This is a genomic window from Rhodocytophaga aerolata (genome assembly GCF_030503435.1).
In the GTDB taxonomy this organism is placed as follows: Bacteria; Bacteroidota; Bacteroidia; order Cytophagales; family 172606-1; genus Rhodocytophaga; species Rhodocytophaga aerolata.
Genome location: NZ_JAUKPO010000034.1, coordinates 16743 through 35005, shown reverse-complemented (window position 1 = coordinate 35005; position 18263 = coordinate 16743). Strand labels below are relative to the sequence as shown.

14 protein-coding genes and 1 pseudogene are annotated in these 18263 nt (G+C 40.8%); 14 read left to right on the top strand and 1 reads right to left on the bottom strand.

The window, feature by feature from the left end; all coding sequences use genetic code 11:
- Positions 1-363: 363 nt before the first annotated feature.
- The 7 genes and pseudogenes from Q0590_RS30630 to Q0590_RS30600 form a co-directional block, all read left to right on the top strand.
- Positions 364-1323, top strand: coding sequence for a YihY/virulence factor BrkB family protein (locus tag Q0590_RS30630; RefSeq protein ID WP_302041470.1), 960 nt, complete (start codon positions 364-366; stop codon positions 1321-1323).
- 258 nt (positions 1324-1581) lie between these two features.
- Positions 1582-1965, top strand: a complete 384-nt coding sequence (locus tag Q0590_RS30625; protein ID WP_302041469.1) for a hypothetical protein — start codon at positions 1582-1584, stop codon at positions 1963-1965.
- A gap of 86 nt (positions 1966-2051) precedes the next feature.
- Positions 2052-4667, top strand: a complete 2616-nt coding sequence (locus tag Q0590_RS30620) for a PAS domain-containing protein (protein WP_302041468.1) — start codon at positions 2052-2054, stop codon at positions 4665-4667.
- A 542-nt stretch (positions 4668-5209) separates the two neighbouring features.
- Complete coding sequence (locus Q0590_RS30615; protein WP_302041467.1) at positions 5210-5899, top strand: response regulator transcription factor; 690 nt, start codon at positions 5210-5212, stop codon at positions 5897-5899.
- A gap of 566 nt (positions 5900-6465) precedes the next feature.
- Positions 6466-6834: a hypothetical protein gene (locus Q0590_RS30610; RefSeq protein ID WP_302041466.1), complete on the top strand. Its 369-nt coding sequence runs from the start codon at positions 6466-6468 to the stop codon at positions 6832-6834.
- A gap of 229 nt (positions 6835-7063) precedes the next feature.
- Positions 7064-7261, top strand: coding sequence for an acyl carrier protein (locus Q0590_RS30605; protein ID WP_302041465.1), 198 nt, complete (start codon positions 7064-7066; stop codon positions 7259-7261).
- 270 nt (positions 7262-7531) lie between these two features.
- Positions 7532-7747 (top strand): annotated as a pseudogene (locus Q0590_RS30600) (transposase); the annotation flags it as partial.
- A 7-nt stretch (positions 7748-7754) separates the two neighbouring features.
- On the opposite strand, the gene Q0590_RS30595 reads toward Q0590_RS30600, so the two are convergent.
- Positions 7755-8798: an endonuclease/exonuclease/phosphatase family protein gene (locus Q0590_RS30595; protein ID WP_302041463.1), complete on the bottom strand. Its 1044-nt coding sequence runs from the start codon at positions 8796-8798 to the stop codon at positions 7755-7757.
- Positions 8799-8935: 137 nt separating this feature from the next.
- On the opposite strand from Q0590_RS30595, the gene Q0590_RS30590 reads away from it, so the two are divergent.
- The 7 genes from Q0590_RS30590 to Q0590_RS30560 all read left to right on the top strand — a co-directional run bounded on the left by Q0590_RS30590 (position 8936) and on the right by Q0590_RS30560 (position 18248).
- The gene (locus tag Q0590_RS30590) at positions 8936-9205 is read left to right on the top strand and encodes an outer membrane beta-barrel protein (RefSeq protein WP_302041462.1); all 270 of its coding nucleotides are present in this window, start codon (positions 8936-8938) and stop codon (positions 9203-9205) included.
- 621 nt (positions 9206-9826) lie between these two features.
- Positions 9827-10900 (top strand): AI-2E family transporter, encoded by a 1074-nt coding sequence (locus Q0590_RS30585; protein WP_302041461.1) that lies wholly within the window; start codon positions 9827-9829, stop codon positions 10898-10900.
- A 35-nt stretch (positions 10901-10935) separates the two neighbouring features.
- Positions 10936-11889 (top strand): cation diffusion facilitator family transporter, encoded by a 954-nt coding sequence (locus Q0590_RS30580; RefSeq protein ID WP_302041460.1) that lies wholly within the window; start codon positions 10936-10938, stop codon positions 11887-11889.
- A 532-nt stretch (positions 11890-12421) separates the two neighbouring features.
- A complete protein-coding gene (locus Q0590_RS30575) occupies positions 12422-14761 on the top strand; it encodes a TonB-dependent receptor (protein ID WP_302041459.1) in 2340 nt (779 codons plus the stop codon).
- 191 nt (positions 14762-14952) lie between these two features.
- The gene (locus Q0590_RS30570; RefSeq protein ID WP_302041458.1) at positions 14953-15963 is read left to right on the top strand and encodes a glycoside hydrolase family protein; all 1011 of its coding nucleotides are present in this window, start codon (positions 14953-14955) and stop codon (positions 15961-15963) included.
- Between the two features lie 430 nt (positions 15964-16393).
- A complete protein-coding gene (locus Q0590_RS30565; protein ID WP_302041457.1) occupies positions 16394-16822 on the top strand; it encodes a hypothetical protein in 429 nt (142 codons plus the stop codon).
- Positions 16823-17117: 295 nt separating this feature from the next.
- Entirely contained in the window at positions 17118-18248 is a 1131-nt protein-coding gene (locus Q0590_RS30560; RefSeq protein WP_302041456.1) for an efflux RND transporter periplasmic adaptor subunit, read from the top strand.
- Positions 18249-18263 lie beyond the last annotated feature (15 nt).

Genomic DNA, 18263 nt, shown 5'->3' with positions numbered 1-18263 from the left:
GGCATAAGTCTATAAAGCCGCCAAGCAATAAATATGGTTTAGGGATAAAATGGGTGTACAACCGTTAATTCAGAGTTTTTTGTCTGGCCTCTTTATTTTCGGACAGCGGCAGAGAAGAAAATCTATTTGTTATGAACTATATCACTTTTTGGTTACAAGAAAGGGGGGAATATTTGAAACCAAAAAAGGATCAGTTAATATGATTGCCTTTTTATGAACCTCCGTAAAATATGCATTTAAAATAGTTTTACTCCCATACCAATGTTTTTGCCTTCCATACAACTATAGCGGCAATTGTATGATTTGTAAACTGACGGAAATAGAATACTCCATCCTTTATCTCAAATTTATGAACCCTACGCCATGCCTCCCGTAAGGGATAGTATGAAAGTTTTCCAGAAGATAAAGCTGATTTGGGCAATCATCAAAGAAACGTTTGTTAACTGGAATAAGTCTGACCCTTTCCGCCTGAGTGCAGTAGTAGCTTACTATGCTGTTTTTTCTCTACCAGGATTATTGCTAATTGTGGTTACAGTCACAGGATATCTGGTCGGAGAAGAGCTGGTAAAAGGAGAAATCTATAAGCAAGCCAATGAGTTGATAGGCGAACAAGGGGCAAATCAATTACAAACCATGATACAAAATGCTTACGAAAGCAAATCATCTACCATAGCTACCATAGCTGGCCTTGCGATCATTCTCTTTTCTGCCAGCAATCTTTTCTTTCATCTCAAAATTAGTTTGAATAGCATCTGGGGTGTAGAAGCCCAGCCACAAAGAGCCTGGCTGAAACTAATTAAAGACCGTGCCTTTTCTTATGGACTGATGCTGGCCATCAGCTTTTTATTGCTGCTTTCTCTAGTGCTTACCTCATTGATTGCTGCATTTAGCGGTACCATCAGTAACTTATTTGGTGTAAGCAGTGTGTATGTTTTTCAACTAACAAATGAACTCATCAGCTTATGTATTACCACGGCATTGTTTGCCGCTATTTTTAAATTCCTGCCAGACATTATTATCCGCTGGAAAGATGTGCTGGTGGGTTCTTTTATAAGTGCTTTGCTGTTTGGATTGGGTAAGTTCTTTATCGGTTTGTTGTTGGGGCAAAGCAACCCTGGTGCTACCTACGGAGCGGCAGGCAGCATTATTCTTATTCTCATCTGGTTTACCTATAGCAGCCTGATTTTTTTCTTGGGTGCAGAATTCACCCAAGTGTATGCCCGTAAGTTGGGAAAGCAGATTAGGCCGAAAGAATTTGCCGTACAGGTAGATAAAGGAAAAAGGGATTTTGCTAAAGCAGGTGACCAAGCCCAAAGTCGTTAGTGTTCACCACTGCCTTTAATGCAGGCTTTAGCTGTATTTTTCTCTTTTCACAATACCATCATTTTCAGTGGCCCTAGTCAATATGCAGATACCTCATGTATTTGGAAAAGTATCTGATTGTAAACTAACCTGTAAGTCTCCCAGTTTTTGAAACAGTTTTAAAGATGAAGATGTAACCCCATGGATCGGTGAAAATTGATTTTCTCAAAAGGAGTAGGCAGGTTTAAAAAATTTGTATGGATTTATTCTCCCGGTGTCATGAGCCGGCTAACTACTAAAGAATCTTTGAAACATATAACTAACTTGCAAATTATTTGCTCTTTTCATCCTACGGAGGCACTCTTGCCATGGTTATGGGATGCTAAATATGAGCATTTGCAGACAATGGTTCCCAGAAACAGGTTGACAGGGGACAGTTTTCAGGTAGTAGCAATCAAAGGAAATGATAAGGAAACAGCCATAGCTAAGAAGCTACATATGCTGATTGTTTCTCTTACTATTCCATCAGAGATAGGCATAAGTGGTACACAAGAAGTGTATCTGAGCCTGACAGATCTGCAAGGCAACGCCTTGACTACTGTAGATGCCGTGATAGCCTTTCAGGTGGAGAATTATAAATATTTAATATCCACTAATTTTTAAATATTTAGCAGGCTATTTTTCGTCTTATAACGCTTTCTATTCGTATACAAAAAGACACGTTCCACGGTAAAACCTATTTTCAGCCTATGAAGAGACCTACCAGTCTGCCGGGGGAAATAAGGAAAATCTTTGAAAAAGTGCCCGATTTGTACCTCATTCTTTCCCCGGATCTTATTATCCTCACTGCCTCAGATCTGTATCTGGCCGCTATCTCCACTGACAGGGAAAAGATTGTGGGCCGCAACTTCCTGGAGCTTATTGCTGATAATTTTACCCAAAGCAAAACTAAAGCCTTTCTTTATTTGAAAGCTTCCTTCCAGCAGGTGCTTTCTACCAAAAAGCCACATAGGATGGTTCAGCAGCACTACCAACTATCCATGGTGCAACAGGCTGATAGTGATAAGGAAGATAAATACTGGCAATTGATCAACACGCCTGTATTAGATGAGCAGAGCGAAATCCTTTATATTATTCATAAAGTAGAAGATTCTATTGATCAACAAAAGGGTATAGAGGAAATTATACGATCCCATCAAACCATACAGCTGATCCTGGAAAGTTCCAATGCCGGGATGGGACGTTGGAATCTGCAAACGGGTACTGCTCATTGGGATGAAAAAGGCAAAGCCATTATCGGTTTTGCCAGAGAAGCAGAGGCCCGGACTGCTCAAGGATGGCTAGAGAGGATCCACCCAGCGGACCGGGAGAAGGTAATTGCCCACGCACAGCACTGTATAACGGAAGCAAAAGACTTCCGAATGGAATACCGGGTGGTGCACGATAGTGGTGAAGTTCACCATATATTAAATACCGGTTACTTTCAAAAAGATCTTAAAGGGCATCCTTCCATCAGCAACGGAATGGTGCAGGACATTACCCATTTGAGGCAAGCCGAGCAAGCCCTCAAAGAAAGTAGAGATTTGCTGCAAGCTGTTTTTGATGCGTTGATCACCCATATTGCAGTTTTTAGCAGCGTTCGCAATGAGACAGGAGAAATTATTGATTTTACTTACCGGCTGGCCAATCCGGGTTTGGAAAAGTTTGCCGCAAGAAACTTGGTAGGCTCACGCTATGGTGAACTTTACCCTGGAGCAAGAACTTCGGGTATACTGGATAAATTGAAGAAAGTGGTTGAAACTGGCCACTCTGTGGACTTTGAGCAATTTTATGAAGGGGAAGGTATACGAGGATGGTTCTGCATACAGGCTGTTAAACTAGGTGATGGACTCGTGGTAAGTATGGAAGATATTACTAGACGAAAAAAAGCAGAGGAAGAAAAAATAATCAATTATCAGATTCTCCGCCAGGCGGAAGAAGTCGCCCGAATGGGCAGTTGGGAATCTGACAGTACCACTGGCCAGTTACGCTGGTCAGAAGGGATGTACCGCCTGTTTGGAATGCAATCCGGCCTTGAGGTAAGCCCTGAAACCTATCTGGATTATGTTGTTGAGGACGACTTGCCTATTGCCGAAAAACTGGTTAAAATCTTACGGGGAAAGCCCAAGCCCTTTGAGGAATACCTGCGAATCAAAGTGAAAGATAAAATACTTGCCCTCAAGATCAAGGCAGGCCCGGTTAAAAACGGACCGGGCAAATCAAATACGATGCTGGGGGTGGACTTGGATATTACTGCTATTAGAGAAGCGGAAGTGCAAGTCCGGGAAAGCCAGGAATTGTTGCAGGCAGTCTTTGATGTCTCTCCAATAGGTATTCTTGTAGGTAGGGCGGTACGCAACCAAAACCAGCAGATCGTAGATTTTGAGTTCTTATTGGTAAACCAACAGGCTCACCACCAGGGAAATCAAGAGAATATTGTGGAAAAACAGTTTTTGCAGCAGTATCCCAACCTGAAAACGGATGGATTATTTGATGACTACATTAATGTGGTGGAAATCGGAAAACCCCTTAACAGGGAAATTCGCTATTTCTTTGCCGGGCAGGATAAGTGGTTTTCCGTGTCGGCTGTTAAACTCTATGACGGGCTGATTATCACCAGCCAGGATATTACCAGGCGTAAACACCTGGAAGAAGAATACATCCAATTTCGGCTCAAAGGCCAGCAGCAACTCTTACACGCCATTCTGGTTGCCCAGGAAGAAGAACGCAGACGAATTTCAGAATCGTTGCACAACGGAGTAGGGCAAATTCTCTATGCCACAAAGCTGAATCTGGAGCGGGTAGCCCAGTTAGTGCCCCAGCAAAATGAAGCAGCGCAACAAGCGCTTCAAACCACTGAAAAACTGCTCATCGAAGCAATCGAGCAGACCCGCAAGGTATCTCATGAACTGGTTCCGGTTTTACTCAAGGACTTTGGCCTAGTGGCAGCTCTTGATGATTTGTGCCGGAAATATGAAGGGGTTTCTCTACATATCCACTGTCAGGTAGAGGGATTGTTTGGGAGGCTGGTTCCTTACTTGGAATTAGGCTTTTACCGCATATGTCAAGAACTGATTAATAATTTGGTAAAACATTCGCAAGCTACCCAGGCTAGGATACTGCTCCAAAAAAAAGACAATCAACTCTTATTGGAGGTTGAAGATAATGGCAAAGGTATTACCAATACCGGGGAGAAAAAAGATGGGATGGGACTTGCCGTTATTAAAGACCGGGTTGAACTTTTAAACGGTAGTTTTTTTATTACCCGGCCTTCAACTGGAATAGGTACGTTGGTTCGTATTATGGTGCCTGTTCAACTTGAATGATTCATCCTGCCATCTACTTTTTCTATGCTAGTTTGTACTGGCATAGTAGCTAAAGCAGCTAAAATAGATACTGCTTGTTGGCACAGGTAAAGCAATCAGTAGTAGAGTGTCTAAGAAATTTTTCCTCAACCTAGCCTTTGCACAGTTAATCAGACACAATTTCAGTAATAGCTAAGCTTCCATCATGAGAAGAATCAAATGACTTAATGATTAATCTTATGGATTTATAGCAGTGTTTCCAGTTGCTTTAGGAAATTAATCAAAAAAGTTAGTTGCAAGTTAACAGCATATAAATGGTACATCGATTATGCTATTTTTTGCTTTACCCTTCAAAAAAACATGCAATGATTCGAGTAGCTGCTTAATTTGATTAGCTCTATAGAAAGCCTGTTCACCTTAACCTATACCATTATCAAAATGTTGTCTGCTATTTTGATAATAGGGATGTTACAAGCAAAGTGGTAGCCTAAGTTAAACACTATTTTTTAAAAATACCCCTAGCAGATTTATGATTTTATTGACCTAAACAAACCTACATAAAAATGATTAAAATACTTCTAGTCGATGACCATCAGATAGTACGCGATGGATTAATATCTGTTTTATCTCCCGATAAAAATCTAACAATAGAAGGGCAGGCGGCCACAGGCAAAGAAGCCATAGCTTTTCTGGAAGGCCGGGAAGTAGATGTAGTGCTGATGGATATTAATATGCCGGAAATGAACGGATTGGAAGCTACCCGCTACATCAGGGTGAACTTTCCAAGTGTAAAAATACTTCTGCTCACCATGTTAGATAAGGAGCAGGTTCTGCTGGAGGCTGTGGAAGCAGATGCACATGGCTATGTGCTCAAAACGGCGGGTTATAAAGAAATTTTGCATGCCATACACGTACTTTATCAAGGAGAGGAATACTTCAGTACAGATGTAACCAAAATGCTTATCAGCTTCCTGCAATCTACTTCCTCGCTTACAAGACGAAGGTCAAATACGAATCCTCAAGCTTCTTTTCCGATCATTCCAGCCGAACATCTGCCAGATGAAATCACTCCTAGGGAGTTAAAGGTGCTGCAGTTGATAGCCCAGGGTTATACCAATAAGCAGATGAGCGATATACTCTTCGTTGGCCGTCGCACCATAGAAGGCTACCGGCAGAAGCTGCTAGAGAAAACGGGATCAACTAACTCAGCCACTCTCGTTCGGTATGCGATACATCAAGGATTAATAAAATAGACAAATCCGTATTCCTAAAACTAAAGAAAGTAGATAAATCTAATCAGATACCTGGTTTCATGCAGTGGGCTGATTACACTCTTGGCTCTACAGCTTGCTTTCAGATTCAGTCGGCACTGTTACACAGAATAAACTCATGCCTAGGCAAACATAAACCGTGGAAAATACTGAATTTCAAAAAAACGTATTATCCACCTTTCCCACATATACATTCTTTGGTAAATTGAATCGTATTCAATAGATAAATAGGGAGACTGAAATAAATACAAAACTTCTAACAAAGTTATACTTTCAATCAACTATCTGGCAAAGTCAACCCTTTTTTATATCATATATCTGATTTCATCCTGTGATTGTTCCATAGCATTTAAGGCAAAGCTACTTGTTGGTTGGGAAGGCACCAATAAGTGATTGGTGTTATACTCTTGAACCAAGTACAAAAGTGTAATAAATTATCGGCCAGTGTAATTGTACAATTTATGAATAACCTATCGATCTCTTACTCGAAATATGCGCACAATATCTATACTGATCAAATTAACCAATGGCTATATTGCAGTTTACCATTGGACATAAAACAGGAAGCGCAGGTACAAATGTACATTGAAATGGTATTGTCTGAACTTGAATGGAGCAGATACTCTGATCTGATTCTGAACTTTTCATTCTGTAACTATCAGGATCATGATATGCTCCATACCTTAAGCTTGATAGATCAGAGCTTGATTAGCAGTTCAGCAAATCGTTATCTGCACTATGCAGCATTGATTATTCCAAGAGTTTGTCTTGATGACTACTTGTATGCAGAGGATAATGTTTGTTTGCACAAAGATATACACTGGCAGATGATGGCTTTTGATAATATACTACCAGCTGTAAGGTGGATTTATAAGCAGAAGCATTCTTACGGAATAAACAGCGAAGAGCCAAAGTAAAAATTTATTAAGTGAAAAAACCTGTGCTTAACCAGAGTCCTGAGGCAAAAGTAAACAGATAGCAAAAAATCAACTCACAAAAAGTAGAGTACTGCTCTACTAATCCATAGCCATGCAATATTTGCTTTGTAGGTCTTAAAAGAAATACTATTGTTATAACTAATTCTGTGAGAGGGAAATTGCTGAAGAAGTTCAATGACTTAAAATCAGATATGTCAATTAGAAAGTTATGAGAAATGTAGAACAAGAAATAAAATATATTACAAATCATGTTTTTGGAATCAAAGAAGAGGAGATTCATGTAGAATCCCGTCTGAAAGAAGATTTAGGTTTAGATTCTTTGGATACCATGGAATGGGTACTGGAACTGGAAACAGAGTTCAATATTTCTATTTCGGTTGAGGACGGTGTGAACTTTAAAAAATAGGAGAAGTAGTTCATTATATAGAAAAATGTAAAGCCAGGCAGACATTGCACAATAATCTCAAAGAAGGAATAAATACTAACGACAGCAACAAGGGTATACATTAAAATGTTAAAAAATTACAATAATGGTTGTATTTCGTTTGCTAACGAACGCTACCTTTTATGGATCTAAATCTTTATCGTTGTGGCAACTGCAGCAAATATAAATTGGACTTGCCTCATTGAAAAGGACATCTAAAAAAGAGTAAATTACTTTAAACAGATGTCAACAATGGACCAAAGAAAGCAGTATTCCAAAGAATTTAAAGAAGAAGCTGTAAGACTAGCTGCAGAGAGTAAAAACAAGAGTGGAGTAGCTAGGGATCTGGGCATTAACCTAAGTATGCTCCGCCGCTGGGAACAAGAAGCTGAACAATCAGGTGAAAAAGCATTTCCCGGCAAAGGCAATCCCAAAGACGAAGAAATGGCTGCATATCCATTGAAACAAATTGCCGCTACATACCTTTTTTAATCTTTTTTTCCACGCTTTTTTTATCCTCCATGTCTACCTCTGGTAAGTCTTTAGCATGATCCTGAGTGGGTTCATAACTTAGACTAATTAGCATAGGAAAATGATCAGAGCCAATACTTTCCAGCCTGTGCAGGGTAAGCAGGCCAAAATGAGCAGAATAAAAGAAATGATCCAGCGGATAGCGGAAAAGCGGAACAAAGACACTGTATGTATTATACAATCCTCTACCTTCTCTGGGATCTACCAGGCCGCTGTAGCGCTGGAAGAGTTCTGAAGTATACGACCAGGCTACATCATTTAAATCACCCACCACAATAGCAGGCCTGTCTGACTGCTTTATCCTTTTACCCACTAACAATATTTCTGTATCCCGCTCATACGTAGGGGACCCTGGCTTTGGAGGTTTAGGGTGCAGGCAATGTAAATCAAAATCCTCACCTGTGGGCAGCAGCACCCTGGCATACATGGAAGGAATGCCCTTCTCCACCAGAAAATTGATCTCTGTATCTTTCAAGGGTAAGTTAGAATACAGCATCATACCATACGTGTTTTCAAGAGGTTTTTTAAGTGAATAAGCGTACATCTTATTTAAAGGTGCTAATTCTTCTGCCCACCAGGCATTGGGCTCATTGATCACCAAGATGTCGGGTTTATAAGCATAGACTAGCTGTAAGAATTTGCCAGTTTGCTCGTTCTGCATGCGAATGTTAGCCTCCATAATCGTGAAAATTTGTTGCTCACTTGCCCCTTTCCCCTTTTTGGCCTGCACTGGGAAAAGAGGCGTATACTTGCTGATAAGAAGGAGTTGATAAGCAAGGGCTACCAGCAGCAATACAAACCATAGGCTTTGCCATTTTTTTCTTATGCCAACATAAAAGTAATAAAGGGTGAGAGTAATAAGGCAAACTATTGCTATCTGAGCCCTGGGATAGTCAAAAATCCGGATCCACCAATAACCTGAATGGATTAAAGGTAATCCTGTAGCAAAGATGCAAAATACACTCAGGCAATATGTAAAAATACGCATAGATGAACCTTTTCTTAAGGTGGTAAAACCTACATGATGTTTCCTATCCTATTACGATAAACATTTCTATTAGGACAAACATTATTAGTAGGCTTCAATAGGCACCGGTAGGAGGTGCTGTAGTTTCGGATTTTACTTTGCTCTATTATTTTACTCTAAAGCCTATTGCTAATTATACCGCACCTAGTGCCAATGCACAAGGCAATTCCCCGGAACGCTATTATGTAGATCTAAGATTGCAGGAAAATACTAGGAGAAAAAGGACAGTTATCTTGAATATCTGCAATATGTTCAATACCCTAAAGTGGAGTGGCACAACGATAGGTGAGAGCTTCAGGCAAACATGGACAAACAAGCGGGAAAACCGCATTATCATGGTCAGGTTTGGTTATCTAGTTGAAGAGTAATTTGATGGAGTAAAATATTCAAACCTTCTCATTATCTTTTCTATTGTAAAGGAAGAATAAGCTAGGGCAAATGGCTGTGTATTCTTTACTCAGCATTCTAAACTCTATACTTGAGCATAAAGGTTGACATAAAATTAGCAATCGATAAAAGATGCTAGAACAGTTTCTTTAATAGCCAGATGACCAAAGCGATCACAATGACCACACCGATGATTCCCACCCACATACCGGCTTCAAATATATCTCCTACCACAGCACAACTACTTAGGCTAAGCGAAAGGAGTAAAATAAGGATTAAACTAAAGAATGATAAATTTTTCATGGCTCCGTTAATTTAGTAAAATAAGTTTCTAAAAGTATACGCTACATTTTCCTGTACGGCTATGTACTCTTTAGTGTTACAAATACACTAATATACTTGCTGGATATATATACTTGCAGATGTTGAGTTTACTGTTGGCCATATATAAGCAGCCACTCAAATAGCAGCGAGCAAGTAATTTGTAACCTATTCGTAGTAAATGGAGTAGATCAATAGGATACGATTTTCTCATCCTAGATAAGGCCTTTTTCTTAGAACTATCTTCTTTCATCCTTATCTACCAATCTGTTGTGCTGCTTATGAATGATTTCCGCTATAAACCTTCTTCTCACTCCTCCTATAGCTTTCCTAAGCGTGTGATGATTGGCGTTGGCATTGCCTTGATTTTTATTTTAATAATTCTGCTGATCGGCTATGCTTTCCATGTAGTGCTCTTGATACTGGCAGGAAGCCTGATAGCCGTTTTGTTCAGGGGTGCATCTTCTGCACTAAGCAGCTGGATTCCTATACCTCAAGGCTGGTCTTTGGCTATCGTTCTGGCCGGTTTTATTGGCTTTTTTGTGCTGGCTTATTTTCTGCTCGCTCCACAAGTGTCCGAGCAAGCAACTACCTTAAGTGAAGAATTACCAAAAGCGTATGATAAATTCAAAGGACAACTAGAAGATACTCCCTGGGGTAACAGGCTCACAGATCAGATTCCTGACCGGCAGACTTTACAGGAGAACCAAGGCAGCCTGCTGAAAAAAGGCTTTGGTGTATTCTCTTCTACTTTTGGTGTTCTGGCAGATATATATGTAATCCTATTTATCGGCATTTTCTTTACAGCTCAACCTGCTCTTTACACACAAGGAATAGTAAAGCTCTTTCCACAAGACAAAAGAGCAAGGGCCGGAGAGGTGATCCATAAAACAGGAGCCACGTTATTTAAGTGGATACTAGGGAAATTATTTTCAATGGTAATGGTGGGTATTCTGACAGCTATTGGTCTATCTTTGCTTGGTATTCCGATGGCCCTTGCTTTAGGAGTGCTTGCCGGTCTTTTATCTTTTATTCCCAATTTTGGACCTATCATCGCCCTGATTCCGGCTGCCCTTATAGCACTCGTGGAAGGCCCAAGTCAAGCTTTCTATGTAGTAGCTTTATATATGGGCATTCAGGCAGTAGAAAGTAATGTGCTTACCCCGTTTGTGGAAAAGAAGATGGTAGAAATTCCTCCGGCCCTAGTTATTATCTCACAGGTATTGATGGGGGTATTCACCGGGGTTATGGGACTCATATTAGCGACACCTATTATGGTAGTTTTACTGGTTCTCATTAAAATGGTCTATATACAAGATGTGTTAGGGGATGAGAGCGTAGAGGTAAATGATTAAAATAATTTTCTGTCAACTAAATAAATAAAACTCCTATGGCCAATGCTAATTCTTCCAAGGTAGCTATTTACGCTGCTATCGGAGCTAATCTTTTAATTGCGATCGCTAAATTTGTAGCAGCCGCTTTTACCGGAAGTTCTGCGATGATCTCAGAAGGCATTCACTCTCTGGTAGATACAGGAAATGGACTGTTGCTGCTCTTAGGGATTCGTAAAAGCAAAAAGCTGCCTGATGCCAATCATCCATTTGGCCATGGCAAAGAACTTTATTTCTGGTCGCTGATTGTGGCTATTCTGATCTTTTCTATTGGAGGAGGTATGTCGTTTTATGAAGGTATTGCTCATATCCGAAATCCTAATCCCCTCACAGATCCGACCTGGAACTATGTAGTACTTGGCTTAGCGATGGTGTTTGAAAGCATCGCGCTATATTTAGCCCTCAAAAATTTCAATGCAACCAGGGCAGGAAGGAGCTTTTGGAAAGATATCAGAGGGAGTAAAGACCCGGCTAATTTTGCTGTTATCTTTGAAGATACAGCAGCCTTGCTTGGACTTATGATAGCCGGGTTAGGTGTTTTCTTAGGCCATCAACTGAATAACCCTTATCTGGATGGAGTCGCCTCCCTTTTGATTGGCGTGATCCTTTCAGGCATCGCTATATTTTTAGCCTACGAAAGTAAAGGCCTGCTTATTGGAGAAGGAGCAGATCCCAAGGTGCTTGAAAGCATTGAAAGGCTTGTGAATGCCGATGCTGCTATCCAGGCTGCCCGGCCTCCACTTACTATGCATTTTGGCCCCAATGAAGTGTTTCTGGCCTTAGATGTCAATTTCCGCAAGGGAATATCGGCCATAGAAGTAGAGCAGGGAGTAGAGCGTATTGAAAAGATGATCCGTGCTAAGCACCCTGACATCAAGCGTATTTTTATTGAAGCCAGAGCGCTTTCTACAGATAAGGAAAGTAGCAGGGAGGAGGTATTGAAAGGAGTTTGAGTAAATTCAACTAATCGCTTGTAGACAGGATAGCACTCATAACAATTATGCTATCTGATCATAAAGCTATGACAAAAGTGGCAGGTTAAAAAATATATTTGTATACAGAAGCTATCCAAAGTTCAGGTGTTTACTAGTGTCTGTTTTGCTTCTTTTGATTCCTCCTAAAAACGGCAGTTTTCGCACTTCTCCGCGGAGGATTGTGCTTAAGGCTGCCCACAAAGTTATTTACTTCGTGGGGCATAGGAATTTATCCGTTAAAAACTGGCAAACAAAAATAACCAGCTAAAAATCTCTGGACGTAACCAAACCTCTCTTCCTTGTGTCAAAATATCAGGTGAGTGGTGCTCATGACCTGCCCTAAATAATGGGGTATAAAAAGAAGGCGAAATTTAATAGCTAGATTTTTTTTAGTTTGCAAAGGGGGTGATCTAATCACTCAATATATAAAATCTACTAACATTCTGTTTCCCTTTTGCGTAACCCTTAATATCCCCTTATTTAAGGACACACCTCATAAAGAAGAGAGATCATGCGGAAGGAACTACTTATTTATCTATTTGCTGCCATTTGTATAGCTACTCCAGCCTTCAGCCAATCCACTTTTCAGCTAAGCGGAAAAGTCATCGATAAAAGCTCCAGTGAACCTGTTTCCTTTGCACAAGTAGCTGTTTATCAGTCCACCAAGAAGAAACCCCTGACAGGAGGTGTAACAGGAGAGAATGGAGAATTTTCGATTGAACTACAACCAGGCAGCTACGACATAGCGGTAGTTTTTGTAGGATATCAGAAGAAGAAAATGAAAGGTGTGGTTTTAAGCAATGGCGATAAAAACATAGGGAATATTGTCCTTACACCTACCACTCAACAGTTAGAAGAAGTAGTGGTACAGGCAGAAGCTACACAAAAGGCCCTTTCGACAGATGTGGAGGGGCTCACTATTCGGCCGGATTTAACCCTTACCAATGTAGGAGGTAACTTGTTAGATATATTACGCAATACCCCATCCGTGAATGTAAGTCAGGATGGAAGCATTTCGTTGCGAGGTAGTAATGCCACCAATATTTTGATCAATGGCCGTAATTCAGCACTGGCTACGGACCTGGAACAGATTCCGGCCAGTGCCATAAAAAGTATCAAAGTTGTTACCAATCCCAATGCTAAATATGATGCCCAGGGAGCGGGTGGAGTGATTAATATTGAACTTAAAGATGGAGAACAACTAGGCACTAATGGCAAAGCCGAAATTACAGCTGGCACCCGTTACCGGCTGAACAGTTCACTCCGGCTTACCCATACAACAGATCATTTTAATATCTATGGAGGATACAGCTTCCGCAGATGGCCCAGTATTAGTAAGGCTACCACTATTCGTGAAACCTTCACGAATAACCAACGCCTGGAACAGCTTCAGAATGCTGAACGCAATGACCTGGAACATACGATCAACTTGGGTGCAGGATACACATTCGGCAAGAACAGAATAAGTTATGAAGGAGCCCTGAACCTGGAAAAAGAAGCAGACACAGAGAGCAATGCCAGTCAGATTTTTGACCGCAATTCAAGTGAGCTTCTACTGAATTACTCCCGCTTTAATAGAGAAACAGAAGATAACTATACCTTAGATAATGCCCTGGTGTATGAACACTTGTTTGATAATCCGCTCAGAGAACTGAGAGCCCTGGTGAGCCACTCTTACCGTGACCAGGTAGAAAATCAGAACATCGATGTTTTTTCTCAAAACACCCTACCTGGTTCCACAGAACCTTCAGGCCTGCAACGTTCCCTGAGTGATGATCTGCGCCAGACAGCTATTGCTCAGGCAGATTATGTACACCCCTTGATTAATGGCAACCTAGAAACAGGGATTAAATCTATTTTTCGTACGTTTGACAATGATTATCTATATGAGATACTTAATTCTGGCACAGGTACCTGGGTCAATCAGACAGGGGTAAGCAACCGCTTCCGCTATAGTGATCAGGTATATGCAGCCTATATGATCTACTCTCGCAGCTTTAATAAGGTTGATCTCTCAGTGGGTACCCGTGCCGAACAAACCTTTGTCAATACACAGCTCTATAATACTAATGAAACTAACAAGCAATCGTATCTAAATCTGTTTCCCAGTTTGCAGGCAGTCTACCATCCAACTGACAAGCAGAGTATCAAGTTCACCTACAGCCGGAGAATAGATAGACCCGGTGGCAGGCAATTAAATCCTTTTCCAGACATTTCAGATTCCTTGAATATCCGGCAGGGAAATCCGGATCTTCAACCTGAATTGATTAACTCCTTAGAGCTAGGCCATACTATGAAAATAGGTAAGGTAGACCTTACCTCCAATGTGTTCTTCCGTCATGTAAATGGCCAGGTTGATTACATTGTACGGGTAGAAGAGGGCATTTCTTATGGACAGCCAGCGAATCTGAACAGCAGCATGACCTATGGATTGGAACTGATCAATACAACAGAGGTTTTTCCCTGGTGGAGTTTCAATGCCAGTTATGCGATCTTTCAGATCCGGGTAGATGGCACTAACCTGAACAGTAATTTCACCAACAGCGGCCTATCCTGGAATGCTAAACTTACCAGTGATTTTCAATTGCCGCTAGATATAGACCTGCAAGTAACAGGTAACTATACTGCACCCGAAATTGAGGCACAAGGCCGGGATTTGGCTAGGTATTACCTGGATGTGAGCCTTAGAAGGACATTCATGAAAGAAAAAGGGAGCCTTAGCCTTACCCTTCAGGATATATTTAACACACGCCGCTTTGCAGGAGAAAGCTTTGGCCCTGATTTTAGTCAGCGGTTCAACGCTAAAAGAGAAAGCCGTATTTTCTTACTGAGCCTAGGGTATGCTTTTTAAGTGCCCTTTCTTTAAAACAAGTAAGCTTTCACTTTCTGCCCCAAACACTTCATAAACTCTGCATCAAAGATTTAAACTACCCTTAATTAATTATTTCGCAATGAATTTAAATTACTGATAAGCAAGGATACTATCCATATAAAAGTAATAAGGTTTTAATACTGTATATAGCTTTTTCCGTAAGTATACTTATGACACAAGATAGGCCTCGGTATGCTTTTCTATTTTTTGTTAGTATAGGTAGCTTCTTAGTATGGCTCTCGGGTTGTACTGCCCCTACAAGCACAAAGACTATTCAACACATAAGCACCTGGCAGGAGATAGTAAATCCCATTGTTGAACTCAGCGATGCACGAATTACAGATATAGATGCTATCTATGACCGGGGAGTATGGTATTTATTTTACTCTGTGGCCTATGAGGATACGTCCGGTAAGTATTCACAAATTGTAGAAATAAGCACTACAGATTTTAAAAATTTCTCTGAGCCCATCCTTTCCTTTACTGGGCAGGAAGATGGCTGGCTTGGCATGGCCAATCCCGATATTACTAGGCACCGTAATATATTTTATCTTACATTTAATTCCTTAGGGAACAAATCCGGGAAGTCCAATCAGTTATTTTACATGACCTCCAGAGATCTGAAAACATGGACTACTAAAACACCTTTAGCACAGAATTTAACAGCCAATGAACAGGTTGCCCAGCCCTCTCTGGCTTTCGATAGAGGTAAAATTTTTTTGCTATACACTGCTGATAAACAACCTCATATAGCCATGGCTAAAGCTCTGCGTACGCCGTTTGAAAGATTAGGTATTGGTACCCCTGCTTTTTATAGCCGTACTGACACAGTAGTGATACATACGAAGTATCAGTTTATACGTTTTGGAAATAAATGGGGCTTACTAGCTTCCGGAAATGATTTTGAACCGTATTTGTATATGCTACCCACACAAGGCACTTCCGGATTAGGCTGGCTAACATGGGAAGGAGGATATCCGCTGAAAGTTTTCAGGCGGGAAGTTGCTTCCGTTCCTGCACCGAAAAGTGCTGTCCTGGTAAATATGAAAAGGTTTGGAGGCTATTTTTACCTATTCTATGTCATCCAATCCGCCAGTGAAACAACCCAGGATAGAGGGAGCAGTAAAATTGAGGTTTACCGCTCCAAGGACCTTATTAACTGGGCTCCTGCTGGAAGTTGATACATTCTTTTGCTACACAAATTGGCAGCTAGAAAGAATCAGCTAGCAAGTACATGCCCTGGCTAATGAATAACTACTTACCTGCTGTATTATGATGTTTGCTTCAGTTATCTAAAGTATATTTCAGAGTCGATAGAAGCACATACTTGCTCTAAAAATTATGCTTACCTCAAACAGGAGAAGCAGTAGGGTTAAGTCAAAAATTATGTTTTAGTAAACTGACCTGATCAAAGAAACTACAGAAAAAAAACAGAATCATAACGTTCAATCAAGTATGAACAGGTACAAACCCATAAGTTTTTAAGAAGCATTTACAATGATTTTACGAGCTTGCTCAATTGTTCAGTTTATAAGCGTGCTTTATCTGGGTTAAAGTAAAATTAAGTTTAGGATGATGATTTTCAGAGATATACGACGGGCAGTTCAGAGTATGCATTCTCAAAGAGTGAATGGTGTTTTTATCCAGGCTATACTCTATACAAGCATCATTTGCCTGCTAAATACCCTGTTTTTTTCCATCAATCAAGGAGCTAAGGACACCATTCAAGCCCCGGGCAAAGCCCAGGCACATATTTCAAAAGCAGCATATAAGGATAGCCCCAGGCAGAAAATGGTAAAAAGAAAAATGGCGAAATCATTGCTGCGGTTTGCAATAGAAAAGCTTTCTGCTACCACTGAAAATACATCAAAGAGTAAAGAAGGGATACAAGAGCAAGTATACAAGGTAGAATACATTGCTCAAAAAAATGTATGCCTGTTCCCTATTATACACCTGATACGCTTACCAGCCATTCCGTTGGCGCAACCTTTTTTCATCAACCCCTTTCTTGAAAGGTATACACCTCCTCCCAGAGTGTAACTTGATTGCTTTGCAATCTTTGTTGCTTGTTGCAAAATTTTACTTGTTCAGTTTTGCTGCTGAAATGAATTAGCCATCGCTACATGGAGAGCAGCAGTATGCATGACTATCTCTGTTTTAGGGATATCAACTGCTGCAGAAGCCGAAAGCTGATCTGGAAATTTATGCAAGTGTACAGAAGGCATCGGGGCAAAGCATAGTTTCCAGGGACATAAGCCAACCACAGATACCATTTTATTTCACATGCAAACCTGCATTGGCAGGATTCATTTACATTTTATCAATTAAAACATTTATGCAAAAATTACTATATATACCAATCTTCAGTATTGCCCTGTTAGTTTCCAGCTGTTCTGCAAACAGGAAAGTAGACGATGCAAAAACAACTGACCATCTGATACCGGTTACCAGTCTCATTACCAAAGATACCTTGCTTTATAAAGAATATGTAACCGATATTCATGCCGTGCGGAATGTAGAAATCAGAGCAAGAGTAGAGGGATTTCTGGAAAAAAGATATGTGGACGAAGGACAGCAGGTAAAAAAAGGCCAACGCCTTTTCCGCATCAACGATGAAGAATATAAAGCCGCGTTAGCAAAAGCAAAAGCGAATTTAAAAAGTGCTATTGCCGGAGCCAAAGCGGCTCAGCTAGAAGTAGACAGGGTGCGGATGCTGGTAGAAAAAAAAGTAATTTCAACTACAGAACTAGGGGTAGCAGAGGCAAAGCTGAGTGCAGCAAAGGCAAAGATCGATGAAGCCCACTCAGCCCAGGATAATGCCTCCATCAGGTTGTCTTATACCTATATACGGGCTCCTTTCGATGGTATTATCGACCGTATCCCCTTAAAAGTGGGAAGTTTAATTGATGAAGGCACCCTGCTGACAACCCTTTCTGATAATCGGGAGGTATATGCCTACTTTAATGTATCTGAAAACGAATACCTTACCTATATAAAAGCCGCGCAGAAAAAGCTAGATACCAATCATGATGTGGTAGAGCTTACCCTGGCAGATGGTACCCGGTTTAGCCACCAGGGAAAAATAGAAACGATGGAGGGTGAGTTTGAAAGCGGTACAGGATCTATTGCTTTCCGGGCCAGGTTTGCTAACCCGGAGAAAATATTAAAACACGGCTCCACTGGCAGAATACGCCTAACCAGTGACATTACCGGTGCATTAATGGTACCACAGAAAGCAGTCTTCGAGATTCAGGATAAGAATTATGTATTTGTAGTAGACAGGAATAATAAGGTAAAAATGAAAAGTTTTACTCCCCGCAACAGAATCTCTTATTTCTACATTAGTGGCTCCGGTTTAGAGGTTGGGGAGAGAATTGTGTATGAAGGCGTACAAAATTTACGGGAAGGCATGCAGATACAGCCCCAATATATTTCGATGGATAGCCTTATCGCCAGAGCTCCATAAACATCCAATAGCCAG

What these genes read in the sequence shown, in the direction of transcription:
- Q0590_RS30630 (WP_302041470.1), top strand. Translation starts at nt 364, where the DNA reads ATGCCTCCCGTAAGGGATAGTATGAAAGTTTTCCAGAAGATAAAGCTG.
- Q0590_RS30625 (WP_302041469.1), top strand. Translation starts at nt 1,582, where the DNA reads ATGAGCCGGCTAACTACTAAAGAATCTTTGAAACATATAACTAACTTG.
- Q0590_RS30620 (WP_302041468.1), top strand. Translation starts at nt 2,052, where the DNA reads ATGAAGAGACCTACCAGTCTGCCGGGGGAAATAAGGAAAATCTTTGAA.
- Q0590_RS30615 (WP_302041467.1), top strand. Translation starts at nt 5,210, where the DNA reads ATGATTAAAATACTTCTAGTCGATGACCATCAGATAGTACGCGATGGA.
- Q0590_RS30605 (WP_302041465.1), top strand. Translation starts at nt 7,064, where the DNA reads ATGAGAAATGTAGAACAAGAAATAAAATATATTACAAATCATGTTTTT.
- Q0590_RS30595 (WP_302041463.1), bottom strand. Translation starts at nt 8,798, where the DNA reads ATGCGTATTTTTACATATTGCCTGAGTGTATTTTGCATCTTTGCTACA.
- Q0590_RS30585 (WP_302041461.1), top strand. Translation starts at nt 9,827, where the DNA reads ATGAATGATTTCCGCTATAAACCTTCTTCTCACTCCTCCTATAGCTTT.
- Q0590_RS30580 (WP_302041460.1), top strand. Translation starts at nt 10,936, where the DNA reads ATGGCCAATGCTAATTCTTCCAAGGTAGCTATTTACGCTGCTATCGGA.
- Q0590_RS30575 (WP_302041459.1), top strand. Translation starts at nt 12,422, where the DNA reads ATGCGGAAGGAACTACTTATTTATCTATTTGCTGCCATTTGTATAGCT.
- Q0590_RS30570 (WP_302041458.1), top strand. Translation starts at nt 14,953, where the DNA reads ATGACACAAGATAGGCCTCGGTATGCTTTTCTATTTTTTGTTAGTATA.
- Q0590_RS30565 (WP_302041457.1), top strand. Translation starts at nt 16,394, where the DNA reads ATGCATTCTCAAAGAGTGAATGGTGTTTTTATCCAGGCTATACTCTAT.
- Q0590_RS30560 (WP_302041456.1), top strand. Translation starts at nt 17,118, where the DNA reads ATGCAAAAATTACTATATATACCAATCTTCAGTATTGCCCTGTTAGTT.